A 24,542-nucleotide genomic window follows, 5' to 3' on the forward strand; every position below is an offset into this window, starting at 1 on the left:
ATGTTCACCCTTAGCGAACAGGCTTCGTGGGCCTTGCCTATCGACGTCGATCCCGTGGATCACCATTAGTTCGCCGGAATGACGGAACCGTCGTACTTTTGCCGGATCCACTCAGCCGTTTCCGGAGACGAAAGGTCCGCAGCCAACTTCTCCATGCGAGGATCCTTCGCCGCTTCTTCGTTGGCTGCGAGGATATTCACGTAGGGGTTGTTCTCTGGGCTTTCGGCGATGACTGCATCCTGCGCCGGGCTGAGCCCAACCTCCAACGCGAAATTGGATGTGGCGATAACGCCGTCGACGGTCTTATCTGAAAGCGACTGGATGACCAGAGTGTCTTCCACGGGCACGATCTCTACATTCTTCGGGTTCGAAGCGATTGACTGCAGGTTGATCTTGGACACATTGTCCGGATCAACCTTCTTATGCAAGCTGATGACCCCATTCGCCTCGAGCAGTATGAGCGCTCGAGCGAGATTGGACGGTGAATTGTGCGTCACAATTTTGGCCCCGTCCTCCAACTGGTCAATTGCGTCAATCGAGTTCGAGTACATCCCCAACGGCTCAATATGGACGCCGACTACGTTGACCAGGTGCTCGCCGGTCTCATTCTCCCAATCGCGGAGGTACGGCGGGTGCTGGTAGAAATTCGCGTCGGCCGAACCATTGGACACCGACATGTTCGGGTCCGGTCCGCCGGGAACAACCTTGACGTCTAGCTCGTAATCCGGATTGGACTCGTCCACGTACCGCAGGATCTCCGCGTGCGGAGTAGCCTGCGCAAGCACCGTGATCGGCTCGTCGTCAGCGGACTCATCCGAACACGCAACGGCACCAAAGCCTAGGACTGCGACCAACGTGGCTGCTGCGAAACGCCTCATGAAACTCTCCTCAAACAAATGAACTGTGCTGTCTATACAGATTAGACAGCACAGTTCATTTCCGGAAGATTTACTTACAGCATATCCTTCAGCACCGGATCAGCGAGGTTCAGCACAGCCTCGCGTGCGCTCTCCGCAGTGCGGGCATCAACGGCGAAGTTGGCCATCTGACGGCAGGTGTCAAAGTCGTGCAGGCGCAGCGCGGCGCGCACGGCATTGACTTTGCCCGGGGCCATCGACAGGGACTTCACACCGAGGCCCACCAACACGAGTGCCATCAGCGGGTCGCCGCCCGCCTCGCCGCACACGCCGACCGGCTTGCCGGTGGCTTCGCCGCCGCGGCAGGTCTCACGGATCATGGACAGCACCGCGGGCTGCCACGGTGAGAGCAGCTCAGCCAGCTCGCCCTGCATGCGGTCCGCGGCCATCGTGTACTGCGACAGGTCGTTGGTGCCGATGGAGGCGAAGTCCACCTCTTCCAGCACCTGCCCGGCGCGGATGGCGGCCGCCGGGGTTTCCACCATCACGCCGACCTTTGTCAGCCCGGCGCCGCGGGCGCGCTCGGCGAACCACTTGGCTTCTTCCACGGTGGCGACCATCGGCGCCATGACCCACAGCTCGGAGTCGGGGACGTTCTTCGCTGCGCTTGCGAGCGCCTCCAGCTGGGTGTCCAGCAGGTCTTCGCGCGCTTGCGAGAGGCGCAGGCCGCGACGGCCCAACGCCGGGTTTTCCTCCTCCCCAAGATCCGCGAACGACAGCGGCTTGTCCGCGCCCGCGTCCAGGGTGCGCACCACCACGCGGCGGCTGCCGAAGGCTTCGAGCACCTTCGTGTAGGTCTCGGTCTGCTCCTCCAGGCTGGGGGCGGAGTCGCGATCGAGGAAGAGGAACTCGGAGCGGAACAGGCCGGAGCCTTCGAGGTCGTAGCCCGCTGCCTTTGCGGCGTCCTCTGCGGTGCCGGTGTTGGCCAGCAGCTTGACCTTGTACCCGTCGCGGGTCGCGCCCTCACCGGAGGAGCCGGCCAGGGCTGCCGCGCGGCGGCGGGAACGCTCCTCGAGTTCCTCCACGTCCGATGCGTTCGGTGCGACGATGACCTCGCCGACGCCGCCGTCGAGGGCGACCAGCGGAGCGTCCACAGTCGCGTCAGCGATGCCCTTGACCTGCACAGCGCACGGAATGCCCAATTGTGCGGCGAGGATGGCGGTGTGCGAGGTCGCGCCGCCAGCCTCGGTGACGATGCCGCGGACGAGGTTTTTGTCCAGCGTTGCGGTCTCCGCCGGCGCGAGGTCGTGCGCGATCAGGATGGACGGCTCGGTCAGATCCGGGATTCCCGGCTCCGGCAGGCCCCGCAGGCGCGCGGTGGCGCGGTCGCGGATGTCGTAGAGGTCGGTGACGCGCTCGGCCATGTAGCCGCCGATCTTGCGCAGCTTGTTGGCGTAGAGCTCCACCGCGTCGTGGATCGCCTTCGTCGGGCCGGTGCCCTTCTTCAGCTCTTTGTCGATGCCGCGGATGAGGCCCTTGTCGGTTGCCAAGGCAGCCGTCGCGTCCAGCACGGCTTTCGCCGAATCCGAGTTGGCGTGCTCGGCGCGTGCGGAGAGCGACGCCGCGACGTCGTTAAGCACGGCGCGAATGCGCTCGCTGTCAGCTGCCGGATCGGTGGAGGCGGGCTCGTGCTCGTCGATACCCACTGCGGGCGTGACCACGGCGATCGGGCCGGACGCGGTGCCGGCCGAAACGCCGATGCCGTGCAGGACGGTGCGGTTAGACATTCGTGTTCACCTCAGTTGTGACCTCGAGAATCGGATCGCCAGCGACGACCGTGCCGTCTGCAACGTCATTAACGCCGCCGAGCTTCTTCGAGTTCACCACTGTAGTGATAACCGTCGTGTCCACGCCGTGACCGGCGATTGCGGCGAAGTCAACCTCCGCCAGCGGGTCGCCCGCGTTGACCATCTGCTTCTTCTCCGCCAGCGGGGTGAAACCCTCGCCGCCGAGCTTGACGGTGTCCACGCCGATGTGGACGAGCAGCTCCACGCCGTTTTCGGTCTTGATGCCGTAGGCGTGGCCCGTCTTCGCCACGGAAATCACCTTGCCGGCCGCAGGCGCGACCACGGTAAGCGTGGCGTTTTCCGGCGTGACGCCGACGGCCTGGCCGAGGGCGCCGGAGGCGAATGCGGCATCGGAGAGCGCTTCCATCGCGACCGCCTGGCCTGCGATGGGCGCGAGCACAGTGGCATCCGCATTGCTTTCCGACGTCAGCTTCGCCGGGTCATCCGTGGCCGTGACTTCGTCCTCAACCAGCTCGGCCTCCTCGGCCTCGTCGGCATTGCGCGCGGCAGCGGCGCGGGCGAGCGCCTCCGCCTTCTCCTCCGGGGTGCGGTAATCCGTGATCAGGATGATGAAGAACGCGGTGAAGAACGCCACCGCGATGGCGACCATGTACACCCACACCGGGTCGAACACGAACATGGTCGGCAGCGAAGTGAATACGAATGCGTTCGTCTTCACGCCACCGAACGGGGTACCCAGGATCGCGATGGTCAGGCCGCCGGCGAAGCAGCCCACGAGCATACGCGGGTAGATCTTCTTGTAGCGCAGGTGGATACCGTAGAGCGACGGCTCGGAGATACCGCCGAGCAGGCCGGCAGCGAGCGCGGAGCCGGAGGTTTGGCGCATCAGCGGGTCGCGGTCGCGCAAAGAAATCGCGAGCACAGCGGCGGTGGCGCCGAAGCAGGCGAAGTTCCACGCACCCATCGGCCCCTGGATGAAGTCGTAGCCGAGGGTGTCAATGTTGACCAGCATCAGGGCGTTGAGCGGCCAGTGCAGGCCGAGCGGCACGAGGAACGGGTACAGCATCGGGATGAGGATCGCGAAGATGAACGGCGCGTTGCCGTTCATCCAGGCCAGACCGGTGCCGATCCAGGCGCCGAGCAGGTAGCCGAACGGGCCGATGAGGAAGGCGGTCACCGGGATCATCACCAGCAGCGTCAAAAACGGCACGAAGACCATGTGCACTGCGGAGGGGATGATTTTCTGCAGTGCCTTGTACACCAGGGCTGCAACCGCGGCCATGATCAGCGGCACGAAGACGTTGCCGTCGTAGCCGTTATGGATCATGGGCAGGCCGAAGACGTCGACAACGTCGGTCGGCTCGCCGAAGAGCTCCACCACGCGCGCTTCGGGGTGGTCGGCCAGTTCCATGAAGTTCGGGGTGAACAGCGCCAGCATGATCGCGGCCGGCACCCACGGGTCGATGTCCAGCTTCTTACCCGCGTTGTAGGCCACCGCCACCGGCAGGAAGAAGAACACGGAGCTCCACATTGCATCCACAAACTGCCAGCCAGGGGTCTTCACCTCGGCGCGGAAGTCCACAAGGTGGAACGCGTCGAGCACCGCGGCGAACGCGATGATCAGCGACGCACCGAGAAGCACGCCCAGGATTGGGCGGAACGAATCGGAGAGGTATTCGAAGAACGCGTCCAGCCACGGGACCTTGCCCTTGGCCTTGTCGCGCTGCTGGGCTTTCAGGTCCTCGTTGGACACGTCGCGGCCGGCCATCTCCGGCAGGCGGTTCATCGCGTTGTACACGCTGGCCACGTCGCCACCGACGATGACCTGGTAATGGCTGCCGCCCTGCGGGACCGCACCCATCACCTTCGGGTTTGCTTCGAGGCGGTCCTTGTCGGCGAGGGATGCGTCGTTTAGCTCGAAGCGAAGACGCGTCGCGCAGTGCGTCATGGACGCGATGTTGTCCGCCCCGCCGACGCCCGCGAGGATATCGGCAGCCTGATCCTGCAGGCTTGCCTTGGTGGTGGCCATGCTGGTGCTCCTTCCAACCGCAAAAGATTGATCGCACCAAACTTTAGTTGGTTATAACCACCACACACAACTGTTGGAGTTATGCCTCCGGCTTCACCATCGGGAAAAGGACGGTCTCGCGAATGCCCAGGCCGGTCAGGGCCATCAGCAGGCGATCCACGCCCATGCCGCAACCGGCTGTCGGGGGCATGCCCTGCTCCATCGCGGCGAGGAAGTCCTCGTCGAGCTGCATCGCCTCGTCGTCGCCGGCGCTGGCCAGGCGGGCCTGGTCCTCGAAGCGCTCGCGCTGGATCACCGGATCAACCAATTCGGAGTAGCCGGTGGCCAGCTCGAAGCCGCGGACATACAGGTCGAACTTCTCGGTCACGCCGGGTTTGTCGCGGTGGTCGCGGGTCAAAGGCGAGGTCTCCACCGGGAAGTTGACCACGAAGGTCGGCTCGTAGAGCTGGTCGGAGCACAGCTCCTCCCAGATCTCCTCCACCAGCTTGCCGTGCAGCCAACCGGCGTTTTCCGGCACCTTCAGGCCGATGGTTTCCGCGATGCCCTTGAGCGTGTCCACGTCGGTGTCGATGGTCACTTCCGGCTGCCCCGGGAACTTGCGCTGCAGCGCCTCGTTCAAGCTCGGGTACATCTCCAAGACCTTCCACTCGCCGCCGAAGTCGTACTCCGTGCCGTCCGCAAGCGTGACCTTTTGCGAGCCGAAGACTTCCTCCGCGCAGAACTGCACAAGGCCCTTCATGGTGGCCGCGCCGTCCTTGTACGTGCCCCACGCCTGGTAGGTCTCCAGCATGGTGAACTCCGGGGAGTGGGAGGAATCCACGCCCTCGTTGCGGAAGTTCCTGTTGATCTCGAAGACGCGCTCGATGCCGCCGACCACAGCCCTCTTGAGGAAGAGCTCCGGCGCGATGCGCAGGTACAGGTCGATGTCCAGCGCATTGGAGCGGGTGATAAACGGACGTGCCGCGGCGCCGCCGTGCAGCGTCTGCAGCATCGGCGTCTCAATCTCCACGAAGTCCAGGCCAGTGAGGTACTTGCGCACCGCCGCGATGACCTTGATGCGGGTCATGGCGTTAGTGCGCGCGTCCTCGCGCATGATCAGGTCGGTGTAGCGGCGGCGCACCCGCTGCTCCTCGTTCATGTCCGCGAACGCCACCGGCAGCGGGTTGAGCGACTTCGAGGCCATGTGCCAGGACTTCGCCATCACGGACAGCTCGCCGCGACGCGACGAGATGACCCGGCCGCGCACGGAGACGATATCGCCCAAGTCCGTGTCGGCCTTCCACTGCCCAAGCGCCTCTTCGCCGACCTCAGCCAGCGAAAGCATGACCTGCAGTTGGGTGCCGTCGCCCTCCTGCAGGGTGGCGAAGCACAGCTTGCCGGTGTTGCGCTGGAACATAATGCGGCCGGCGACGGCGACCTCGTCCTGCGTCTCCTCGCCGGGCTCCAGCGTGCCGTCGTACTTGGCGCGAAGGCCCTTCAGAGACGTCGTGCGATCGACCTCGACGGGGTAGGCGTCCCGCCCTTCGTCGATAAGCCTCTGCCTCTTCTCCCTGCGGATTTGCTGCTGCTCTGAAAAGTCCTGCGTAGTCACGGCGAATAATCGTAGCTTATTCGCACACCGGGAGGTCCAGTCGCTGGTTCTCCGCGTCGAAACCATTGACGATGAACAGGTACTCCGGCTTGTCCTGCGGTGTCATCACATACGCTGGCGGGTTAGCGTCCGGCAGCTCGTAGGAGTAGATCGTGCACTCGCCAGAGCCCAGGACCACGGCCTCACTCGGGTCCGGCACAGCATCGTCGCGGTCGGACTCGGAAGCGTACTGCGCGGCAGAAACACCCAGCTCATCGTTAGCGCAGCGGATCTTGCCCACCTGGTCGGTGTCCAGCGAGCCCGGCTCGCAGACGAGGTCCTTCCAGCCCTTCTGGCCTGCGCGCTCAGACACAACCTTCGGGTAGTCCTCCGCGATCTGCGCTTCCGCGCTGGTCCACTCCTCGCCGCGGTGGGTGCTCCAGTACCACAGCGCCGCCAGCGCGATCAGCAGCAGCGCGAGGATGGCGATGATCCACGGCCACGGCGCAGTCTTCTGCTGCTGCTTCGTCGGCACCGTGCGCACGTAGTTGCCGTCCGTGCCATAGGCGTAGGGCTCCGGCGGCTTGCGGTAGCCGTCCTGCGGGCGCGGCGCCACGGACTGGTCAGGCGTTGCAATGGCCACGTGCTCGGCCGGAGCGGTCTCCAGTACGCCGGCGCAGGTGCGCGCCCCGGAGCGCGGTTCGTCGCCGGTCATTAGCGCAACCACGTTGGCAAACTTGTCCACGTTGCCCTTCGCTGCCGCCTCGTCGCTTTGCGCCGGGTCGGTGCTCGGCCCCACAAGGGTGAGCTTGACCGGGGTGGTGGACCACTGCGGCTGCACCAGGAGGCGCTCCGGGGTGATGGAGCGCGAAACGAAGCCAGACAGGCCCTTCAAGTCGTAATCGTCGATCGCCTCGGCCACCGGGGCGAGCAGGTCGCGCACCTCCTGCGGGGTGAACGTGGCGCCCTTCTTCGCAATCAGCTCCGACAGCGGGGTGCCGGTGGGCGCCTCACGCAGGACGAACAGCTTGCCGTCCTCGGTGGTGCCCACGCTGCGCGGCTGGAAGGCGCCCGGGTGCGCCGCCAGCGCGAGGCGGGAGTTCAGGGTGTTGACTTCGTCACCGATCGCGGAATCCACGGGGGCGCTAAAGACCTCCACCTCAACACCGTGGCCTGTGTCGTCGGTGGCGGTGTAGAGCGTGGACGTCTCGGTGCTTCCGGTTTGCGCAACCTGCTCCGGGGTGAAGGTGAACCCGAAGCGTTCTGCGAGCATTCCGGCGATGGTGGCGTTGGACATGCGCGAGAGTCTACCGGGTGTCATGCTTCAACGTGCTTGAAGCCGACCCCCAGCGGCAGACCCACGTTGTCCATCAGGTGCACCCCGCCCAGATCCACCGCTCCGAGCAGCCGCGCGTCGCCTTCTGCGGGCGCCTCGCGCATCGCTAGATCGCGCAACTCCAGGTACGTCGGGGTGACGCCTGCGGCCTCCAGGACACCGCGGGCGGTTTCCAGCACTTTCGCTTTTCCGCGCTCCGCGGCGTGCGCCCCAGCTGTCAGCGCGGCCGAGAGCGCTAGCGCAGCTTCCCGCTTATCGACGGCGACAAGCGCGTTCCTGTTCGACAGCGCCAACCCATCCGGGGTTCGCACCGTGGGCACGCTGTGGAGCTTGCACTCCATGCGCAGCCCGGACACCGCGTACTGGGTTGCTACCAGCACCTCGAAGTCCTTCTCCCCCAGCACCACGTCCGTGGCGTGGGTCGCGTTGATCGCGGTGAGGATCCGCGCGACCTCTTTCTGGGTAAGTTGCGGGTCTTCCAGCGGTTCCACGCCCGAATCCACCCGCACGGTCGTGGCCAGCTCGCCGTGGAAGACCACGTCAACCTTCTCCCGGGCGAACACCTCAGGCACCTCGTCGCCTGAGAAGATGACCACCACGTAGGAGCCGAGCAGCGACTTCGCCGCGCGGATGAGCTCCACGTGCCCGCCGTGGATGTCCGCACCCAGCGGCACCACAACCACCGACTTGCCAATCTTGCGAAACGCCCGACCGTAGGTGGCCAAGAGCGCCTCGTCGGTGACCACCACTGCCTGGCCTGGTTCAAAAGCCATTTATCCTCCCTCGTATTTCTGAATCACCCATAGCTCGGTGTCGGTGTCCTGGTCCACCTCACCACGCCTGCGCACAAGATCAACAAACAGGCGGCGAACGCCCGGACCCGGCAGCGCCTGAACGAGTTGATCCAGCCGCTGCGTGTCGTGGGCATGTCGTGGCGCCGGCGGGGCTTGGAAGAACTGCTGCGCCACCGCGTCGAACCCCGGCACTGCCTCAGCGAGGATCGCCTGCGCGTCGTCGCGGATGACGGATTCCATTGCCCGCAGCTCCTGGGCGGCGGCGATCGCGGGGCGTGCGTCGTCGTTAATACGCAAGCTCACCCCGCCAATTTCCGTGATGAGCAACCCCACCACCGTTTCGCCGAGCTCGTCGGCGGCCGAGGTCACCCACACGTTGTCGAAGATGTTGTGGGCGCACATGGTGATTGCCTGGGCGGTCTCCACATCGTCGAGCAGCTGCTGGCCCTCGTCCAGCGCGGTGTGCAAAAACATCTGCCGCGGCCGCGCGTGGTCGGCGAGGGTTTCGCAGGCGGTGCGGATGTCGGCCGAAGGGGCGTCGAGAAGCACAAGGTCCACGTGCGCGATTGCGCCGGGGTCATTGTGGATGTCCAGCGCACGCACCGTGTGGCCGGCGCGCTCGAAGCGCTCCGCAAGCGGCGAGACGCCGAACACCGCCCCCACCAACAGGCGAGGCGGCATCTACTTCCCCTGGCGAGCGAGCAGCTCGGCGACGGAAACCGAGCCCTCTCCCCGCTCATCGGCGCGGCGGCGGCCAGAACGATGTTCGGGCTTCGGCTCGGGCGCTGGTTCCGGTGCGGGTTCTGGGGTTGGTTCCGGGGCGGGTTCTGCCTTCGCCTTCTCCGCTTCCCGCTCGTTGATCAGGTCGGACAGCGGGTTGCGCGCCGGGCGCGCGGACGGCTGGGTGCCAATACGGCCCGCGATCGCGTCCGAGCTCGGCGCACCGGTCGGGCGGGAGGAACGCACGCGACTGATCACGACGGTATCGTCCGTGGACGGGCTGTGTGCCGGCTGCGGCTGCGGCTCCGGGGCGGGTTCCGGGGTTGGTTCTGGTTCTGGCTTCGACTCCAGCTCGCTGATGCGGCGTGCGCGAGCCTGCACCGCGGCGGGCTCGTACTCAAAGACGCGGCCGTTGAGCTCCTCCAGCTGGGCGCGCAGCGCCTGGATCTGCTCCTGCAGCTCGCGCAGCGTCTCCACGTCCACGGAAGACCCGCCCGGCCGGGCCTCAAGCTCTTCCCGGTGGCGCTGCTCTTGCTCCTGGATGCGCTGCTCAGCGGCCGCAGCCTCAGACGTAGCGGCGTCGCGGTCCCGGCGCACCTTGGAGTTGACCAGGATCCCGGCGGCACCGGCCCACAGCGCGAAGATCAGCGCGACCTTCAGCGCGTTGGCGGAGTTGGTGAACAGCATGACCACGGTGCCGATGACAGCGACCACAAAAGGCACGATGACCCATAGGCTCGCGCGGTCTGGGGACGCATTCTGGGCACTCATGCCCAACACTCTAGCTAACGCCTTGGCCCTCGTTGGGCGGCGACACCTCGCAGTTTTTCTCCAGCCAAATTCCGGCCGCGCACAGCGCGATTCCGCCGAGGGTGCCGGCGACCAGCGGCGGGACGTCGCCAGGCGCCGCCTCGAGCACACCGAGTTTGGTCACCACGAAGCTCAGCGTGCCGCCGTAGAGGCCGCCGAACACCGCGCCGGCCCAGGCGCTGGCCTTGCCAAAGACCATGAAGTTCGCCGCTTGCATGGGGTTGAGCTGGCTGCGGTCCAGCCCGACCTTGCCCTCCTTGCGGCGCTTGCGCACCACGAGCGCGAGCCACGCGGCGATCACCGCCATCACCCACAGCGACAGCGGCACCACCATGCTGAGCGATTCCAGCAGGTTGTAGAACCTTCGCACCAGAATCACCGCCGCAGCCGCGCAGAACCCGGCGACCGCGATCAATCCCTCGTACGGCGTGCGCTTCATAGCTTGCGCACCCCCTGGTCCTCGAGGTTGTCCAGCAGCTCGCTTATGGACGCTCCGTTGAGCTCCGCGTCTGGATCCACCTCGAACCAGGGCTCGAGCACGAACTGGCGCAGGTGCGCACGCGGGTGCGGCACGGTCAGCTCCGGGTCGTCCGAGGTGTAGCCCTCGATCCAGATGATGTCCACGTCCAGCGTGCGCGGCCCCCACCGCTCCTCACGGACGCGGTGCGCCCGCTGCTCCAGCTCCTGGCAGCGGGCCAGTAATTGCCGTGGGGTGTCATCCACGTCCACCAAGAGGGACTGGTTCAAAAAGTCCGGCTGGTTGGTGTTTCCCCACGGCGCTGTGGCGTAGATGGAGCTCGCGGCGAGGGTCTCGCGGGCAAACGCGTCGGCCACCGTTTGCAGGTGGGCGCGCGCGTCGCCCATGTTGGACCCGGAGGACAGCACGGCACGCATGCGCTACATCCGCTTCCTGGAACGGCGGGCCACCACCGCAACGTCGTCAAACACAGCCGGGATCGGCGCGTGCGGCTTGTGCAGGGTGACCTCCACGGCGTGCAGCGCGTCGTAGCTGCGCATCGCGGTTTCGGCGATCTCCACCACCACCGTCTCAATGAGCTGGCGCGGGGTGCCCGTGGCGATCTTTAGAGCCGCGTCCGCCAGCTCGGCGTAGTTCACGGTCTGCGTGAGGTCGTCGTCGCGCGCCGCGCCCGCGAAATCCAGCCAGCAGGTGATGTCCAGCGAAAACGCCTGCCCGAACTCGGTTTCGTGCTCGAGCACGCCGTGGTTGGCGTGGAACTTAAGGCCTTTCAGCTCAATCCGGTCAGCCATTTTTCCACCTTTCCGCCACGTCAACGGCGTCGCGCGAGACCGCCACCTCGTGCACCCGCACGCACCAGGCCCCGGCCTGGGCTGCGAGGGCGGTGACTGCTGCGGTGGCGGGGTCGGCGTCGATAGGCGAATGCTCCAGGCCGCGCTGCTGGCGCACTTCCATGAGGAAGCGCTTGCGCGAGGCGCCGACGAGGATGGGGAACCCGCTGGCGATGAACTCCGGCAGCGAGTTCAGCAGCGCCCAGTTGTCCGCGGCCGTCTTGGCGAAGCCGAGGCCCGGGTCCAGGGTGATCTGGCTTTCGTCCACACCGGCGGCGGTTGCCTTATCGACGAGCTCCGCCAACACCTCGTGCACATCCCCCACCACGTCGCCGCCGTGATCCGCCGCGCCGGAGGCGTTGACGAAGGCGTCCGCGCGCCAGTGCATCAGGCACACCGGGAGTTTCGTCTCCGCCATCACTCGGTACATGTCGGCATCCGCGAGGCCGCCGGAGACGTCGTTGATCAGGTCCACGCCCTCCTCGGCCGCGGCCAGCGCGGTCGCGGCGCGCATGGTGTCGATGGAGGTGCGGATCCCGTCCGCGTGCAGCGCGCGGATCACGGGCCGGATTCGCTCGGCCTCCACCTCGGCGGGGACGCGGGTGGCGCCGGGGCGGGTGGATTCCGCACCGATATCGATGATGTCCGCGCCCAAGCGCACCAGCTCATGGGCGTGCGCGATGGCGTCGTCAGTGGCGAGCCACTTGCCGCCGTCCGAAAACGAATCCTCCGTGACGTTGACAATGCCCATCACGCTCGTGCGCCCCGGCACGGTCAGATCGGCAACGGTAGTCATCTTCTATCCCCTAATCAGGCTCAGCACTTCCGCGCGCGAGGCCGCATTGTTCTGGAAGCCGCCGCGCACCGCCGAGGTGGTCGTCGTCGCGCCCGGCTTGCGGATCCCGCGCATGGCCATGCACAGGTGCTCGCACTCAATGACCACGATAACCGCAGAAGCATTGAGCTTATCGACGATCGCGTCCGCAATCTGCGCCGTCAACCGCTCCTGCACCTGCGGGCGCTTCGCGTACATGTCCGCCACCCGCGCCAGCTTGGACAGGCCGGTGACCTTGCCCTCCGGGCCCGGGATGTAGCCGATGTGCGCTTCGCCGTAAAACGGCACCAGGTGGTGCTCGCACGTGGAGTAGATCGGGATGTCGCGCACCAGCACCAGCTCGCGGTGGTTCTCGGAGAACGACTTCTCCAGGTGCACCTTCGGGTCCTCGTGCAGGCCCGCGAAGACCTCCTCGTAGGCGCGCGCGACGCGGGCCGGGGTTTCCACCAGGCCCTCGCGGTCCGGGTCCTCGCCGACCGCGATGAGCAGCTCGCGCACGGCGGCCTCTGCGCGCTCGCGGTCGAACTTCGGGTTAGTCATCGTCCCTCCTGTGCTTCGGCGCGCGCTCCTCGCGCGGCAGCTGGGCGGTCTCCGCATCCGGCGTCGTCTCCGGCTCCGGGCCGCGGGAGGCGTGGTCCGGCCGCTCGTTCTCCGGCAGGCGGAAGCCGATCTGCTCTGTGTTATCCGTGTTACCCGCCGGGTAGTTGCGGGTGCCCGGGTGCTGTTCCTTCGGCGCTCCCTTGTAAGTCCAGCCCGCGGGCGGCTTCGGGCCGCCGTACTGCGGCTCGTTGTGTTTCGGCTGCTGCCAGCGGGTGGAGCCCTTCTTCGGCGCCGGGTTCTGCTCCGCCTCGCGTTCCTTGCGGCGGCGTTCACGGGTGGCCTTGGACGCCTCCAGGATGGAGAAGCGCTTCGGCGGCTCCTCGCCGCGCTCCTTGGCAATCTCCACTGGGGTTTTCACCGGCTCGCGGTCCGCCTGGCGCCCGAAGCGGGCGTCGTGCGCCGGCAGCGGCGGGCGGGCCGGCTCGACGGTGTCGAAGATGGCCTCCAGATCGCCGCGGCGCAGCGTCTCCTTCTCCAGGAGCTTCGAGGCCAGTGTGTCCAGCTCGTCGCGGTAGCGCTCGAGGGTGGCGTAGGCGACCTTGTGCGCTTCGTCGAGAAGCATCTGCATCTCCTCGTCGATCTTCGCGGCCACCGCCGGCGAGTACTCCAGCGAGCCGCCCGAGCCGCGGCCGGAGAAGGGATCGCCCTGCTCCTGGCCGTACTTCACCGGGCCGAGTGCGGAGGTCATGCCGTACTCGGTGACCATCGCACGGGCGATCTTGGTGGCCTGCTCGATGTCGTTGGACGCGCCCGTGGTCGGGGCGCCGAAGACCAGCTCCTCGGCTGAGCGGCCGCCCATGGCGAAGACCATGCGGGCGAACAGCTCGTCGCGGGTGTACATGCCCTTGTCGTCCTCGTCCGCAGTCATGGCGAAGCCGCCGGTGCGGCCGCGTGCGAGGATGGTCACCTTGTACACGCGCTCAATGTCTTTCAGCGCCCAGGCGGCCAGGGTGTGGCCGCCCTCGTGGTAGGCGGTGACCTTCTTTTCGTGTTCGGAGATGACCTTGCTGGAGCGGCGCGGGCCGCCGATGACGCGGTCCGTGGCTTCCTCCAGCGCGTCCGCGGTAATGACGTTGCCGCCGATGCGGGCGGTCAGCAGCGCGGCCTCGTTGAGCACGTTGGCCAAATCCGCGCCGGACATGCCGGCGGTGCGCTTGGCCAAAGCGTCGAGCGAGACGTCGTCTGCAAGCGGCTTGTTCTTCGCGTGCACCTTGAGAATCTGCGCGCGACCTGCGATATCCGGGTTGGTCACCGGAATCTGGCGGTCGAAGCGGCCCGGGCGCAGCAGCGCCGGGTCCAGGATGTCCGGGCGGTTCGTCGCCGCGATGAGGATGACACCTTCGCGGCCGGAGAAGCCGTCCATTTCCACCAGCAGCTGGTTCAGGGTCTGCTCGCGCTCGTCGTGGCCTCCGCCCATGCCGGAGCCGCGCTGGCGGCCCACCGCGTCAATCTCGTCGACGAAGATGATGCACGGGCTGTTCTCGCGCGCCTGCTTGAACAGGTCGCGCACACGGGAGGCGCCCACGCCGACGAACATTTCCACGAAGTCGGAGCCGGAGATGGTGTAGAACGGCACACCCGCCTCGCCTGCCACGGCGCGGGCGAGCAGCGTCTTACCGGTGCCGGGCGGGCCGTAGAGCAGCACGCCGCGCGGGATCTTCGCGCCGAGCTCCTCGTACACGGTCGGGTCGGTGAGGAAGTCCACCACCTCGTGCAGCTCGTCCACCGCCTCGTCGGCGCCGGCGACGTCCGCGAACGTGTTGGTCGGGTTGTCCTTGGTCAGCTGCTTCGCCTTCGAGCCGCCGATGCCGAACGGCCCGCCGCCGCCCGCCTGCATGCGGTACATGAAGTAGAAGATCAGGCCGAACACCAGGATCATCGGCAGCATGAAGCCGAGCATGGACATCAGGAAGGATTCCTGCGTCACGTTCGTCTCGTACTTGTCCGCGCCCGATTCGCGCACCGCGCCGAAGATCTCCGGGGTGGTGCGTGCCGGGTACTGCGAGGAGATCGCTTCGACGCCCTCGCGCTCGTCCACGGTGATCGGCTCGCGCAGGTCGATGCGCACGCGCTGCTCGCGGTCGTCGATCTGCACTTCTTCCGCGTTGTGGTTCTGCAGCTGCTCAAGTGCCACAGAGGTGTCCACACGCTGGTAGGCGCGGGAATCGTCCCCGATAAGCGTGAGCAGATAGAGGACGATCAGCGCGATGGCGCCAATGATGCCCCACCGCAAAACCTTTTTATTTTTGCTCATAAACCTTTGTTCTAGTCAGCGTCTGAGTACACGCGCGGGTGCAGCGTGCCCACATACGGCAGGTCCCTGTAACGCTCGGCGTAATCCAGGCCGTAGCCGATGACAAACTCGTTGGGAATGTCGAAACCGATGTCCAGCAGATCAATCTTGGCCGTCTGCACCTCCGGCTTGCGCAGAAGAGTAACGACTTCGAGGCTCTTCGGGTTCCGGTTGCGCAGATTGCGCAGCAGCCAGGACAGGGTCAGGCCGGAGTCGATGATGTCTTCCACCACGAGCACGTCGCGGCCGGCGATCTCCTTGTCCAGGTCCTTCAAGATGCGCACCACGCCGGAGCTGGTGGTGGAGTTGCCGTAGGAAGACACGGCCATGAACTCCATCTCCGCCGGGATGGTCAGCTTGCGCGCGAAGTCGGTGAGGAAGAACACCGCGCCCTTGAGCACGCAGACCAGGATCAGGTCTTCTTCCGAGTCGCGGTACTTCTCCGAGACCATGTCCGCCAGCTTCTGGATGCGCTCCTGGAGCACATCTTCCGGGATGAGAATCGCCTCGACGTCATCGCCGTAGCGGTTCGCTGGGACGTTGAAGTCCTTTTTGTCGTGCAACTCGGTCATGGGCTGGCCCTTCCCTCTCGCGGTTTTAGCGCTTCAGTTTGCGTTTACGTGCGCGTAACTTCCACATCTTGCCACCTGCCAGGCGGTAGGTACAACCATCTGCGGGGTTCGGGTCGGCCGCGACGTTCCAATCAGTTCAGCTCGGCCTCGTCGCGGCTTAGCACCGCGTCATCGGAGAGCCCGTCGCAGTCTTCAAGGATGCCACCCTCAATGCCATGCGCGGCTTGAAATTCCCGCAGGCGACGCACCACATGGCCATTCTGAAAATCCCGCGTTGTTTCCTCGTCCATCAGCACCTCCCGTTTACATGCAGACCATATACACAGCGGGTTTAATCCACAATGGTCAACTTTCCCTGCCGACGCACCACCGCGCGCCCGCCCGCGACAGCCACGGGCCCTTGCCCGTGCCAATCGACGACCAAGGATTCCACCGCGTCGAGCTGGTCCCCTTGAAGCGGCACGCCTTGCTCCAGAAGCCATGCTGCTAATCGACGCCTCCGGACCGGCCCCGCATCGTCTGCCAACTCCGCACAGGAGGTCGTCGGCGCGAGGTCGGTCAGCGACGCAATGAGGGCTTGGTCCGCCGCGATCCGGTCAGCCGTTGCCGCGAGCGCGGGGACGGCGTCGCCGCCGAGCAGATCGCTGAGCAGGGGCAGCACCTGGTTGCGCATGGCCACGCGGCGGAAGGCCGGGTCGGCGTTCATCGGGTCGTGCCACGGATCGAGGCGGAGCTCCTCGCAGGCACCGACGGTGTCCGCGCGGCGGATGCCCAGAAACGGCCGGACGATGCGCCCGTTGCGCGGCGCCATGCCGGACGGATTGCCGCGCAGCACGCCAAGCAGGAGCGTTTCCGCCTGGTCGTCGGCAGTGTGGCCGACCCAGACGTCACTCCCGTACGCCAGCAGCGCCTCGTACCTGGCGCTTCGCGCGGCCGCCTCCAAGTTGCCCTCGCCAACCTCGACGCGGACGACTTCGGCTTCGAGGCCAAAACCCCGAGCAACGTCCGCCGCCCGTTCGGCCACCTCCGCCGATCCGTCCTGGAGCCCGTGGTCCACCACCACACAGCGCACGTCCTTCTTCTCTGCCGCTGCCGCGGCGGCCAGGGCGAGCGAGTCGGGCCCGCCGGACAGGCCGATGATGGCGGGGCCGTTGAAGGGGCGGAGTGCTCGTCGGCAGGCGAGGAAGTGCGGCGAGCGGCGCGGCCAGAACGGCTCCATTAGAACTCGCGCAGGGCGGAAGTGAACTCGTCCATGGCGCGGCGCGCGGCGAGGACGTCGGCGTCGTTGCAGATCAGCGCGAACGTGTAGACGTTGCCGTTCACACTGGTCACGGTGCCGGCCAGCGACGCGGTGCCGTCGAGCGTGCCCGTTTTCGCGCGCACCCAGCCGCGGCCGGCGAGGTCGCTGTAGCGGTCCAGGAGCGTGCCCTCGCCGGCGGCCACCGGCAGCGTGGCAAGCAGGGGGCGCAGCGCGGGTTGGGCGGTGGCGTCGTACAGCAGCGCGTCGAGAAGCTTCGGCGCAATGAGGTTGTCCGCGGACAGCCCGGAGTTGTCGCGCAGCACGAGCCCGGCCGTGTTGAAGCCGCGCTCCTCCAGCACGCTCAGGGTCGCGCCCGGCGCGTCCGTGGTGCCGCGCGCCAGTGCCACCTCGCGCCCGATGGCCTCGGCGTAGACGTTGTCGGAGTTTTTCATCATCAGCTCGAGCCGCTCCACCAGCGTCGGCGATTCCACCGCGGCGACAACTTCTCCGTCGCCCTGGCCTTCGCCGACATTCTGCGCGCCAACGCGGTTCGCCAGCGCCTGCGCCACCTCGAGCGCCGGGGTGTGGGAGCGGGCCACGTCGCCGGAGGTCTCGCCGTTTAGACGCCCGCCGGAAAGCATCGCCGGCTGCAGGGGTGCGACGAACCCGCCGTCGATGTCCAGCGGGTCCCAGCCCGGCATCAGCTCCGGCATGCCGTCCCAGGCGGAGGTGTCGATGAGCACCGTGTCGGCCTGGCCCACCTGCTCCGAAAGCTCGTCGAGTGCTTCGGCATCCAGCCACACGTCGCCGGCGGCCTTGATCACCACTTCCCCAGGGTTCGCGCCGCGCACCACCTCGGTGGTGATGCGGTCCTGCGCTCCCAGGCTGAGCAGCGCCGCAGACGCGGTGAGCACCTTCGTCACACTCGCCGGCTTCAGGGCTTCGTCGGAGGCGCGGTCGAAGACCGTATCCCCGGTGCCCGCCTGCGTGACGTGGCCGTGGAACACGCCCAGGTCAGGGTTGTCGGCAAGCGATGCCAGGGCCGTTCGCAGCGAAGCGTCGTCGATAGGCGAAGGCTCCGCGGGCTCCAACGCGGTCGGGGCCGACTGCAGCTGGTACGGCGGCGCGTGCGTGATCTCGGAGAGTTGCTCGTGCGCCGCGATGCCGAAGCCCGCGACACCGCCGACCGCAGCGAACGCGACGGCGCCTGCGACCCAAGTCCATACCTTCATCGGCCAAAATGGTAGCCGAAGTATGATGGCGTGCGGACATTCACCAAATTCAGGCACCAAACAAAGGAGAAGTAATGGCTATCGAGGTCATCATCGAGATCCCCAAGGGCTCCCGCAACAAGTACGAGGTCGACCACGAGACCGGTCGCGTCTTCCTCGACCGCTACCTGTTCACCCCGATGGCATACCCGGCGGACTACGGCTTCATCGACAACACGCTCGCCGACGACGGCGACCCGCTCGACGCCCTTGTGATCACCCCGGAGCCCGTCTTCCCGGGCGTCACCGTGATCGCGCGCCCGATCGGCGTGTTCAAGATGACCGACGAGGCCGGCGGCGACGACAAGCTGCTCTGCGTCATCGACGACGTGCGCTACGAGTCCTACCAGGACATCTCCGACGTCTCCGACTTTGTCAAGGACGAGATCGAGCACTTCTTCGTGCACTACAAGGACCTCGAGCCGAACAAGGAAGTCACCGGTTCGGGCTGGGGCGACAAGGCTGAGGCGGAGAAGATTCTGCAGGACGCGCTCGACGAGTTCAAGCGCGTCGGCGACAACTCCCGCGAGGGCCTCGAGGCTGACAAAGAAGCCAAAACCGTCAACTAATTTGCTTGTCGACGGCTAAAGCCGGGCCAGTATTCAGACCCTGGCCCGGCTTTTGTTTTGCGCCGCTAGAACCAGCTGCGCATGAACGCGAAGCCGAGGCCGATCGCGGAGATCGCAGCCGCGGCCACCGGCAGGATGATCGCCAGCGGTGAGACGCGCTTCGGCTGCTCCGGCGTGGGCTCCGGCGCGACCGTGGTTTCGATCACGGTCGTGCGTCGCTCGGTGGGTGTTTCGCTTGTCGTGGGCCGCGTTTCCGGCTCCCACGTCACCGTCGTCCGGACCGGGTTCGGGGCGACTTCGACGGTCGTGGAGTTGCGCTCGCCGACCCATTCGTAGACGTTGCCGTTGTTCGCCGGGGTCGGCTCTGGGGTGGGGGTAGCGGAGCTCGTCGATAGGCGAGCTGCCCGCAAGTTGTTCCCCTGGATGAGCACCTGGGTATCCAGCGGCTGCGGGGTCTTGGCCACCTTGCCACGGTTAGAGCCGTCCTTCATCAGCGCGCCGTCGCAGGAGTGCGCCAGGCCCATGGCGTGGCCGAGCTCGTGCGCGATGGTCATGACCAGGCTCTCGTAGTAGCCGTTGCGCAATATGTCCGGGTTGAGCAGCAGCTCCATGTTGTGCACGGTGCCCTGCACACGGCCGACGACGTAGCCGCCAAGGTTCGCCTCGCGCACGGTGACCACCTTGTAGCCCGGCTGGTCCACGTACTCGAAGCGCATCAGGCCGTCGGTGGCGTTTGCCCACTGGTTGGTTGCCTGGGTGATGTACGGCTTGTACTTCTCCGGCGCATAGATGCGCAGGACGCCATTGTCGATGGCGTTTTCGTTGCTGCTGAGCAGGTATTTGCCGATGTTCGGGATCGGCTGGGCCATGTTCGCGGCTGCGGTGGCGGCGCGGCACTCGCGCCCGAGCGGGTCGACGGCGGCCTGAGCCGGAGCGGCGAGCGTGCCTGCCGCGACGGCGGCGGCACAGCACGTTGCAATCAGATGTCTATAATTCACCAACTCAGAGAACACCATTCTCCAAGCTGGCGCAAATCTGCGGGCTAAATCAGGCGACTAGATCAGGCGGCGGCGCGCGAAGGCGAAGAAGCCTGCGCCCAGGGCGCTGGCCAGCGCGAGCGCAAATAGCGCACGAGCAACTGTGTTGGAGCCGGTCTCCGCTCCCAGGCCGCGGGCGGGTGCGGCGTACGGCGTCGCGACCTGGTTTTGCGCGACAGCTTCGACGGCCTCTACAGCTTCGCCGGCCGCACGCGCCGCCTCGAGCCCCTGCCGGCCGATCTCGCCGGCGTTAGCCTCGATCATCGCCTCAGAGTCTGCGGCCTCCTCCGGGGTGACGTCTGCGTTAACACGGGTGATGTCCGCGACGAAGGTGTGGCCGTCCTTGTTCAGGAAGAATGTCTTGCCATCCAGAGTGAGCACGGGCGGGAACTTCACTAGGCCGTGCGCGACGGGGTTATCGTCGGCGGGGTTGACGTCCTCGGCACCGAGTGGCTCCTCCGGAGCGTTTTCCGGGGAAGGCACTTCGGTGGGCGCTTCTGCGGGTGCTTCGACTGGAGTCTCGGCCGGGGCCTCGGTGACCTCCGGGTCAGTCGGCACCGGCTCGCCCGTCGGCTGGTCGGCGGGTTGGTCCCGGATCACACCGGAACCGATCAGCCCGGCGACAGCGGCGTCCGCCACGGCGACTGCGCGCTCCTGCTGGCCGCTGTCCAGCTGCGCGTACGGCTGCGCCGCCTCCTGGAGCGTGCGCACGTAGTGGGAGCCCTCCTCGTTGAGGAAGTACTGCTCGCCGTGCGCGTCGGCGGTTTCAGCGGGCAGGTCCTGTGCGGTCGCGGCGACCGGCGCTGCGAGCAGAGCTGCAGCTGCTGCGGTAGCGACGGCGGCGGCGCGGGTGGTGCGGTACATGACGGACTCCTAGGAAGTTCGGGAAACTCGAGGGGCCAAACCTCAAGCATTGGTTGAGAGTTTACACACTTTGCCCCCACATTTCACTCCAGTAACACGAGTTTCTGGCCGGAAAATGCAGATGAGGCCCGGTTACCGTCGCGCAACCGGGCCTCGGGGGCGGCCAGAGTTAGACCAGGAAGCGGCGGCCAGCCACGAAGGCGGCAGCGCCCAGCACGGATGCAATCACCAGCGCGAACAGGGTGCGCGCGATGGTGTTGGAGCCGGTTTCAGCCTCGACACCGCGGTTCGCAGCTGCGGCAACCTGCTGCGCGGCGATCTCGTCGGCGTGCTCAGCGCGGAGCTGATCAGACTTCGCCTTCTCCTCCGGAGTCGGCTGCTTGTTCACGCGGTCAGAGGAACCAACCAGGGTCTCGCCGTCCTGGTTGAGGAAGTAGGTCACGCCAGCGATGACAACCGGGATGCCGATCGCAGCAGCAGCGATGCCCGCAATCGCACCCGGGGAAAGCTCGGCGTTGACCTCGCCAGCAGCGCCGTTGGAGCTGCCCGCACCAGCACCGGCCTCACCCTCAGCGTCGGCTTCGCCCTCGGCACCGGCACCTGCGCCAGCCTCGCCCTCAACGTCAGCTTCGCCCTCCGGAGCCGGTTCAGCGACAGGGGCTGCGTCGCCCTCCGGGGCAGGAGCCGGCGGATCCAGGGTCAGAGTGTTGCCCGGACCCTGCGGCTGCTCCGGGGCCGGAACCTCGACAGTGCCCTCAGCCGAACCGTCAGCGACACCCTGCACCGGGATCACGATGGCGTCCCTGGAGCCGTCCGGGAAGGTGATCTGCAGGTTGCCGTCTGCGGTGGCGCCAATCACCGGCACGTTCTCCGCACCGGCCGGCAGCTCGGTCTTGACGTATCCGCCGTCGACCAGCTGGTAGTAGTTGCCCTCGCCGTCAGTGAGCTGTTTCGGCAGGTCCGCCTGCACGAGCTTGTCCAGCTGCGCGTACGCGGCAGCGATCTCGGTTTCAGTCTGTGCGTCGGCGGCGGGGGTCACGGAAATTGCGATCGCGCCGGCCATTGCGGCTGCGGCGAGCGTGCGGATGGTGCGCTTCATTGGGGCTCCTATCGGAAAGTCTAAACCTCAGGTCGAAGGTTACGCCACAACAGTAAACACGTTTCACACAAGTCTCAACTAAAACTTCAGACTTTTTGGGCAAAGACTGAAAACAAGCAGGTCAACACCCGCAAAAATGACGTAGAAAACTCGACTACCGCGGCTCGAAGGCCATTTCGACCTCGTCGTCGGTCGCCGTGCCAGCCAGCTGCCACCCCACCACGGCGTTGCGCACACTGTCCGCCAGCAGGTTCGCCGGCTGGATGCAGGAAATGGTCAGCAGCCGGCCCGGCATCGGCCCCGTCCCCCAGATCTCCGCGTTGCTCGCCAGCGCGCCCTTGTCCGGGTCGTGCAGGTCGGTCGCGGTGTATTTCAACCAGTCGTCGCCCGAGGTCTCCGTGCGCACAAACAGCGTGTCGCCGGTGGCTACGGTGTGACGTTCGGCTTTGCCGTCGTAAAGCTTGTTAAACACCGCGTCCACACCCGCGCCCGTGTGCCCCGCCACGACCACAATGTCGCCTGCGTCCGTGCCCGGCAGCTCGTACGGGTACCCCTCCCCCGTCAGCGCGCACGCCTTATCCATGCTCTTCGGGTCGATCTTGCCGTCCACCACGCGGCAATCCGCCTGCTCAAACCCGGCGCGCAACCCCAGCACCGGCACCACCATCTCCACCGGGCGGCCCTGCGCGATCGAGGCAGCAGCTTGCCGACGAGGCTCCGCCGACACCGACGTCTCCTGCGCTGGCACTGGGGGGTCCGAAGGTTCGTCGTGAAGCAATGCCTTGAAACCTGCACGCACAAGAAGAAACAGAATCAGCAGTGCGGCAATGCGGCGGACGTGGTACTTCACGGCAGTTATCATACGAGCCATGAAGGAAGTTTCTGTGAAAGAAGTCCCCGCCGGCGCGCAGCTCATCGACGTCCGCGAGCCCGACGAGTACGCCGCGGTCCGCGCCGATGGTGCAGTGAACATCCCCCTGTCCGAGTTCGTCGCGCGCACCGACGAAATCGACCCGGATCAGGATATTTACCTGATCTGCAAGTCTGGCGGACGCAGCGCGCAGGCCGGCGAATACCTGGAACAGGCCCGCGGCTGGGACAACGTCATCAACGTCGCCGGCGGCACCACCGCCTGGGTGGAACAGGGCCTGCCCCACCAGAATTAGGCAGTCTTAGGCGATCCCCATTGTTGGGCTCGGAAACGTAGTTATGATGAGGGACATGTCCGCCCTCCCCGAACTGCCGTCCACACTGGCCAAATCGCCCCACTTCCAGGTCGAGCGCGTGCGCAAGCACACCAAAGACGAGGTGGAGCGCACTCTGGCCAAACACACCTCCACCATGCGCGAGTACTGGATCCTCACCTGCGTGGACGGCGAGCCGATGAGTCAGCGCCAGCTTTCCGAGCTGCTTTCCATCGACGCCTCCGACATGGTCCGCCTCATCGACAACCTGGAAAACCACAACTGGGTCACCCGCGAACGCGACCCAAAGGACCGCCGACGCCAGATCGTCGCCGCCACAAAGAAAGGCACCAAAGCGCTGGCGAAGCTGGCCGCGGACGTTGCGGAGGCGGAGGACCGCGCGCTCGAAGCGTCTTCAAACAAACAGCTGAAGAGCCTGCGCAAGCTCTCCCAGGCACTGGACGGAGAGGACTAGTTCCTTTTTCCGTCCCCACCGCTCCTGTTCCGCGGATCCAGCTATCAAGACCCAGCTATTCGGCTCTGAGAAGCGATTAGCTGGGTCCTACTAGCTGGATCTGGCGCTGGGGGCCGGGCGGGCGGCGCCGGGCGGGCGCTACGGGCGGTACGGCGTCGCCGGCACCGAAACCGCTCCGCGCATGTCTGCCCTCGCCTTGGCTGCATAGAGGCGGCGGATGCAGCCGGCCTCGTCGAAAATGATCTCGATGGGAAACAGGTGCAGCACCTCGTAGCCCTGCTCCTTCAGCCAGTTTTCCCGCCTGGTCATCCTCATGACCTCCTCGTGCGGCATGTCCTCGAACTTCATGTACCCGTCGATCTCGATGATGAGGGTGCCCCACAGCAGGTCAACCCGGAAACGCCTCCCCACCCACATCTGCTCTTGCGGCCGAATCCCCTGTTCGATGAGGATGATGCGGAACAGCGACTCGTACGGAGATTCCGACTTCATCGAGCTCAGTTCCAGCGCCCGGCGCGCCAGCCCCACCCCTTTCTTCCCCGCCAACCGGTCGATGGTGGCCGCCAGTTCGAGCTGAACCGCCTCCTGCCCAAACGGGGTCTGCTCGCGATACAGGCTTTCCATCGCCGCCACCGCGTCGCGCACTCCGTGGAACCGGGCGATGTCGACGGCGGTGCGAGGGGCCGTCGTTAGGCGAATGCTCCCGCCGCCACCCGCGGGGTCGAACGCATCGTGCTCGAGGATGTCCATGTCCGGAACCGGGATGTTGCGGTAGATCACCCCGTCGGGCCACTGGCTTTTCGACGGCGGCCGGCCGTTTCGCTGCGCCAACTCCAAAAGCTCCGGCTCCTTGATGAGCACCCCGAGCCCCAGCGCCCTCGCCGCCGACCGGCCAATCAACACCGCCTTGTGCGCGCTCACGCCGATTGCGTAACACCGCAGGAATTCCTGCTCGTAGCGCTTCAGCCCTGCCCACTTCGCGGCAGGAACAAACTTCGTCGCTGAGAGCTGCACGCACTCTTGATTTTCAACGTCCCCGCGCGCTATGAGCCGCGCGACCAGTTTCGCCTGATCCATCGGTCCCCCATTTTTCTTTTGTCTCCCCCGAGACCGGTTTTGACGGTAGCAGCATGCGGGAAACCTCGCAGAGCGTCCGCTGATCCAGCTACAAGGACCCAGCTAAACGGCCCCTTGGGGGCGAAAATCGAGGTGCTATTAGCTGGATCCGGCCGGGGAGAGCTAGGACCACAGACACCGCCCCACCAACAACG

General features: G+C 66.2%; 26 protein-coding genes. 3 read left to right on the forward strand and 23 right to left on the reverse strand.

Annotated features, from left to right (window positions below):
- Positions 1 to 65: 65 nt before the first annotated feature.
- The 18 genes from NUW87_RS07970 to dacB all read right to left on the reverse strand — a co-directional run bounded on the left by NUW87_RS07970 (position 66) and on the right by dacB (position 18,004).
- Positions 66 to 878, reverse strand: a complete 813-nt coding sequence (locus NUW87_RS07970) for a MetQ/NlpA family ABC transporter substrate-binding protein (protein ID WP_269027965.1) — start codon at positions 876 to 878, stop codon at positions 66 to 68.
- Between the two features lie 74 nt (positions 879 to 952).
- Positions 953 to 2,644 (reverse strand): phosphoenolpyruvate--protein phosphotransferase, encoded by a 1,692-nt coding sequence (gene ptsP, locus NUW87_RS07975; protein WP_269027966.1) that lies wholly within the window; start codon positions 2,642 to 2,644, stop codon positions 953 to 955.
- Positions 2,637 to 4,694 (reverse strand): glucose PTS transporter subunit IIA, encoded by a 2,058-nt coding sequence (locus tag NUW87_RS07980; RefSeq protein WP_269027967.1) that lies wholly within the window; start codon positions 4,692 to 4,694, stop codon positions 2,637 to 2,639. The genes ptsP and NUW87_RS07980 overlap by 8 nt, the downstream gene beginning before the upstream one ends.
- Positions 4,695 to 4,773: 79 nt before the next feature.
- On the reverse strand, positions 4,774 to 6,285 hold the full coding sequence (gene lysS / locus NUW87_RS07985; protein ID WP_269027968.1) for a lysine--tRNA ligase: 1,512 nt from the start codon (positions 6,283 to 6,285) through the stop codon (positions 4,774 to 4,776).
- Between the two features lie 16 nt (positions 6,286 to 6,301).
- A complete protein-coding gene (locus tag NUW87_RS07990) occupies positions 6,302 to 7,561 on the reverse strand; it encodes a hypothetical protein (RefSeq protein WP_269027969.1) in 1,260 nt (419 codons plus the stop codon).
- Positions 7,562 to 7,581: 20 nt separating this feature from the next.
- Positions 7,582 to 8,373, reverse strand: a complete 792-nt coding sequence (locus NUW87_RS07995; RefSeq protein ID WP_269027970.1) for a pantoate--beta-alanine ligase — start codon at positions 8,371 to 8,373, stop codon at positions 7,582 to 7,584.
- On the reverse strand, positions 8,374 to 9,075 hold the full coding sequence (locus tag NUW87_RS08000; protein WP_269027971.1) for a 6PGD fold domain-containing protein: 702 nt from the start codon (positions 9,073 to 9,075) through the stop codon (positions 8,374 to 8,376).
- On the reverse strand, positions 9,076 to 9,885 hold the full coding sequence (locus tag NUW87_RS08005; protein ID WP_269027972.1) for a DUF6779 domain-containing protein: 810 nt from the start codon (positions 9,883 to 9,885) through the stop codon (positions 9,076 to 9,078). It abuts the gene before it with no gap.
- A gap of 10 nt (positions 9,886 to 9,895) precedes the next feature.
- On the reverse strand, positions 9,896 to 10,363 hold the full coding sequence (locus NUW87_RS08010; protein ID WP_269027973.1) for a DUF3180 domain-containing protein: 468 nt from the start codon (positions 10,361 to 10,363) through the stop codon (positions 9,896 to 9,898).
- On the reverse strand, positions 10,360 to 10,818 hold the full coding sequence (gene folK / locus NUW87_RS08015) for a 2-amino-4-hydroxy-6-hydroxymethyldihydropteridine diphosphokinase (RefSeq protein ID WP_269027974.1): 459 nt from the start codon (positions 10,816 to 10,818) through the stop codon (positions 10,360 to 10,362). Before folK ends, NUW87_RS08010 begins: the two co-directional genes overlap by 4 nt.
- A gap of 3 nt (positions 10,819 to 10,821) precedes the next feature.
- Positions 10,822 to 11,193: a dihydroneopterin aldolase gene (folB, locus tag NUW87_RS08020; protein WP_269027975.1), complete on the reverse strand. Its 372-nt coding sequence runs from the start codon at positions 11,191 to 11,193 to the stop codon at positions 10,822 to 10,824.
- Positions 11,186 to 12,028 carry a dihydropteroate synthase gene (gene folP / locus NUW87_RS08025; RefSeq protein WP_269027976.1) on the reverse strand — a complete coding sequence of 281 codons (843 nt, stop codon included), beginning with the start codon at positions 12,026 to 12,028 and terminating at the stop codon, positions 11,186 to 11,188. Before folP ends, folB begins: the two co-directional genes overlap by 8 nt.
- A 3-nt stretch (positions 12,029 to 12,031) precedes the next feature.
- Entirely contained in the window at positions 12,032 to 12,607 is a 576-nt protein-coding gene (folE, locus tag NUW87_RS08030; protein WP_269027977.1) for a GTP cyclohydrolase I FolE, read from the reverse strand.
- The gene (ftsH, locus tag NUW87_RS08035; RefSeq protein WP_269027978.1) at positions 12,600 to 14,921 is read right to left on the reverse strand and encodes an ATP-dependent zinc metalloprotease FtsH; all 2,322 of its coding nucleotides are present in this window, start codon (positions 14,919 to 14,921) and stop codon (positions 12,600 to 12,602) included. Before ftsH ends, folE begins: the two co-directional genes overlap by 8 nt.
- 11 nt (positions 14,922 to 14,932) lie before the next feature.
- Positions 14,933 to 15,532, reverse strand: a complete 600-nt coding sequence (gene hpt / locus NUW87_RS08040) for a hypoxanthine phosphoribosyltransferase (protein WP_269027979.1) — start codon at positions 15,530 to 15,532, stop codon at positions 14,933 to 14,935.
- A gap of 131 nt (positions 15,533 to 15,663) precedes the next feature.
- Positions 15,664 to 15,822, reverse strand: a complete 159-nt coding sequence (locus NUW87_RS08045) for a hypothetical protein (RefSeq protein ID WP_269027980.1) — start codon at positions 15,820 to 15,822, stop codon at positions 15,664 to 15,666.
- A gap of 41 nt (positions 15,823 to 15,863) precedes the next feature.
- The gene (gene tilS, locus NUW87_RS08050; RefSeq protein WP_269027981.1) at positions 15,864 to 16,751 is read right to left on the reverse strand and encodes a tRNA lysidine(34) synthetase TilS; all 888 of its coding nucleotides are present in this window, start codon (positions 16,749 to 16,751) and stop codon (positions 15,864 to 15,866) included.
- Positions 16,751 to 18,004, reverse strand: a complete 1,254-nt coding sequence (dacB, locus tag NUW87_RS08055; protein WP_269027982.1) for a D-alanyl-D-alanine carboxypeptidase/D-alanyl-D-alanine endopeptidase — start codon at positions 18,002 to 18,004, stop codon at positions 16,751 to 16,753. The genes tilS and dacB overlap by 1 nt, the downstream gene beginning before the upstream one ends.
- A 74-nt stretch (positions 18,005 to 18,078) precedes the next feature.
- On the opposite strand from dacB, the gene NUW87_RS08060 reads away from it, so the two are divergent.
- Positions 18,079 to 18,612: an inorganic diphosphatase gene (locus NUW87_RS08060; protein WP_269027983.1), complete on the forward strand. Its 534-nt coding sequence runs from the start codon at positions 18,079 to 18,081 to the stop codon at positions 18,610 to 18,612.
- A 65-nt stretch (positions 18,613 to 18,677) separates the two neighbouring features.
- On the opposite strand, the gene NUW87_RS08065 is transcribed toward NUW87_RS08060, so the two are convergent.
- The 4 genes from NUW87_RS08065 to NUW87_RS08080 form a co-directional block, all read right to left on the reverse strand.
- Positions 18,678 to 19,610, reverse strand: coding sequence for a zinc metalloprotease (locus NUW87_RS08065; protein WP_269027984.1), 933 nt, complete (start codon positions 19,608 to 19,610; stop codon positions 18,678 to 18,680).
- 57 nt (positions 19,611 to 19,667) lie between these two features.
- The gene (locus NUW87_RS08070) at positions 19,668 to 20,513 is read right to left on the reverse strand and encodes a hypothetical protein (RefSeq protein ID WP_269027985.1); all 846 of its coding nucleotides are present in this window, start codon (positions 20,511 to 20,513) and stop codon (positions 19,668 to 19,670) included.
- Between the two features lie 169 nt (positions 20,514 to 20,682).
- Complete coding sequence (locus tag NUW87_RS08075) at positions 20,683 to 21,612, reverse strand: hypothetical protein (protein WP_269027986.1); 930 nt, start codon at positions 21,610 to 21,612, stop codon at positions 20,683 to 20,685.
- A gap of 154 nt (positions 21,613 to 21,766) precedes the next feature.
- Complete coding sequence (locus NUW87_RS08080) at positions 21,767 to 22,462, reverse strand: hypothetical protein (RefSeq protein ID WP_269027987.1); 696 nt, start codon at positions 22,460 to 22,462, stop codon at positions 21,767 to 21,769.
- Positions 22,463 to 22,481: 19 nt separating this feature from the next.
- Between NUW87_RS08080 and NUW87_RS08085 the strand changes: the two genes are divergently transcribed.
- Together NUW87_RS08085 and NUW87_RS08090 are read left to right on the forward strand one after the other, a co-directional pair.
- Complete coding sequence (locus tag NUW87_RS08085; RefSeq protein ID WP_269027988.1) at positions 22,482 to 22,778, forward strand: rhodanese-like domain-containing protein; 297 nt, start codon at positions 22,482 to 22,484, stop codon at positions 22,776 to 22,778.
- A 55-nt stretch (positions 22,779 to 22,833) separates the two neighbouring features.
- The gene (locus NUW87_RS08090; RefSeq protein ID WP_269027989.1) at positions 22,834 to 23,271 is read left to right on the forward strand and encodes a MarR family winged helix-turn-helix transcriptional regulator; all 438 of its coding nucleotides are present in this window, start codon (positions 22,834 to 22,836) and stop codon (positions 23,269 to 23,271) included.
- Positions 23,272 to 23,409: 138 nt separating this feature from the next.
- On the opposite strand, the gene NUW87_RS08095 is transcribed toward NUW87_RS08090, so the two are convergent.
- On the reverse strand, positions 23,410 to 24,348 hold the full coding sequence (locus tag NUW87_RS08095; RefSeq protein WP_269027990.1) for a putative endonuclease domain-containing protein: 939 nt from the start codon (positions 24,346 to 24,348) through the stop codon (positions 23,410 to 23,412).
- Positions 24,349 to 24,542 lie beyond the last annotated feature (194 nt).

Origin of the sequence: Corynebacterium pilbarense, from assembly GCF_026930265.1 — a bacterium.
Lineage (GTDB): Bacteria > Actinomycetota > Actinomycetes > Mycobacteriales > Mycobacteriaceae > Corynebacterium > Corynebacterium pilbarense.

Bases quoted from the DNA above. Each gene is read 5' to 3' on its own strand.
- hpt (WP_269027979.1), bottom strand. From the start codon at position 15,532: ATGACCGAGTTGCACGACAAAAAGGACTTCAACGTCCCAGCGAACCGC.
- folE (WP_269027977.1), bottom strand. From the start codon at position 12,607: ATGACTAACCCGAAGTTCGACCGCGAGCGCGCAGAGGCCGCCGTGCGC.
- tilS (WP_269027981.1), bottom strand. From the start codon at position 16,751: ATGGAGCCGTTCTGGCCGCGCCGCTCGCCGCACTTCCTCGCCTGCCGA.
- ptsP (WP_269027966.1), bottom strand. From the start codon at position 2,644: ATGTCTAACCGCACCGTCCTGCACGGCATCGGCGTTTCGGCCGGCACC.
- NUW87_RS08075 (WP_269027986.1), bottom strand. From the start codon at position 21,612: ATGAAGCGCACCATCCGCACGCTCGCCGCAGCCGCAATGGCCGGCGCG.
- folP (WP_269027976.1), bottom strand. From the start codon at position 12,028: ATGACTACCGTTGCCGATCTGACCGTGCCGGGGCGCACGAGCGTGATG.
- NUW87_RS08090 (WP_269027989.1), top strand. From the start codon at position 22,834: ATGTCCGCCCTCCCCGAACTGCCGTCCACACTGGCCAAATCGCCCCAC.
- NUW87_RS07980 (WP_269027967.1), bottom strand. From the start codon at position 4,694: ATGGCCACCACCAAGGCAAGCCTGCAGGATCAGGCTGCCGATATCCTC.
- dacB (WP_269027982.1), bottom strand. From the start codon at position 18,004: ATGAAGGTATGGACTTGGGTCGCAGGCGCCGTCGCGTTCGCTGCGGTC.
- folB (WP_269027975.1), bottom strand. From the start codon at position 11,193: ATGGCTGACCGGATTGAGCTGAAAGGCCTTAAGTTCCACGCCAACCAC.
- NUW87_RS08085 (WP_269027988.1), top strand. From the start codon at position 22,482: ATGAAGGAAGTTTCTGTGAAAGAAGTCCCCGCCGGCGCGCAGCTCATC.
- NUW87_RS08060 (WP_269027983.1), top strand. From the start codon at position 18,079: ATGGCTATCGAGGTCATCATCGAGATCCCCAAGGGCTCCCGCAACAAG.
- ftsH (WP_269027978.1), bottom strand. From the start codon at position 14,921: ATGAGCAAAAATAAAAAGGTTTTGCGGTGGGGCATCATTGGCGCCATC.
- NUW87_RS08070 (WP_269027985.1), bottom strand. From the start codon at position 20,513: ATGTACCGCACCACCCGCGCCGCCGCCGTCGCTACCGCAGCAGCTGCA.
- NUW87_RS08095 (WP_269027990.1), bottom strand. From the start codon at position 24,348: ATGGATCAGGCGAAACTGGTCGCGCGGCTCATAGCGCGCGGGGACGTT.
- NUW87_RS08005 (WP_269027972.1), bottom strand. From the start codon at position 9,885: ATGAGTGCCCAGAATGCGTCCCCAGACCGCGCGAGCCTATGGGTCATC.
- NUW87_RS07990 (WP_269027969.1), bottom strand. From the start codon at position 7,561: ATGTCCAACGCCACCATCGCCGGAATGCTCGCAGAACGCTTCGGGTTC.
- NUW87_RS07995 (WP_269027970.1), bottom strand. From the start codon at position 8,373: ATGGCTTTTGAACCAGGCCAGGCAGTGGTGGTCACCGACGAGGCGCTC.
- NUW87_RS07970 (WP_269027965.1), bottom strand. From the start codon at position 878: ATGAGGCGTTTCGCAGCAGCCACGTTGGTCGCAGTCCTAGGCTTTGGT.
- NUW87_RS08000 (WP_269027971.1), bottom strand. From the start codon at position 9,075: ATGCCGCCTCGCCTGTTGGTGGGGGCGGTGTTCGGCGTCTCGCCGCTT.
- NUW87_RS08045 (WP_269027980.1), bottom strand. From the start codon at position 15,822: ATGGACGAGGAAACAACGCGGGATTTTCAGAATGGCCATGTGGTGCGT.
- NUW87_RS08010 (WP_269027973.1), bottom strand. From the start codon at position 10,363: ATGAAGCGCACGCCGTACGAGGGATTGATCGCGGTCGCCGGGTTCTGC.
- folK (WP_269027974.1), bottom strand. From the start codon at position 10,818: ATGCGTGCCGTGCTGTCCTCCGGGTCCAACATGGGCGACGCGCGCGCC.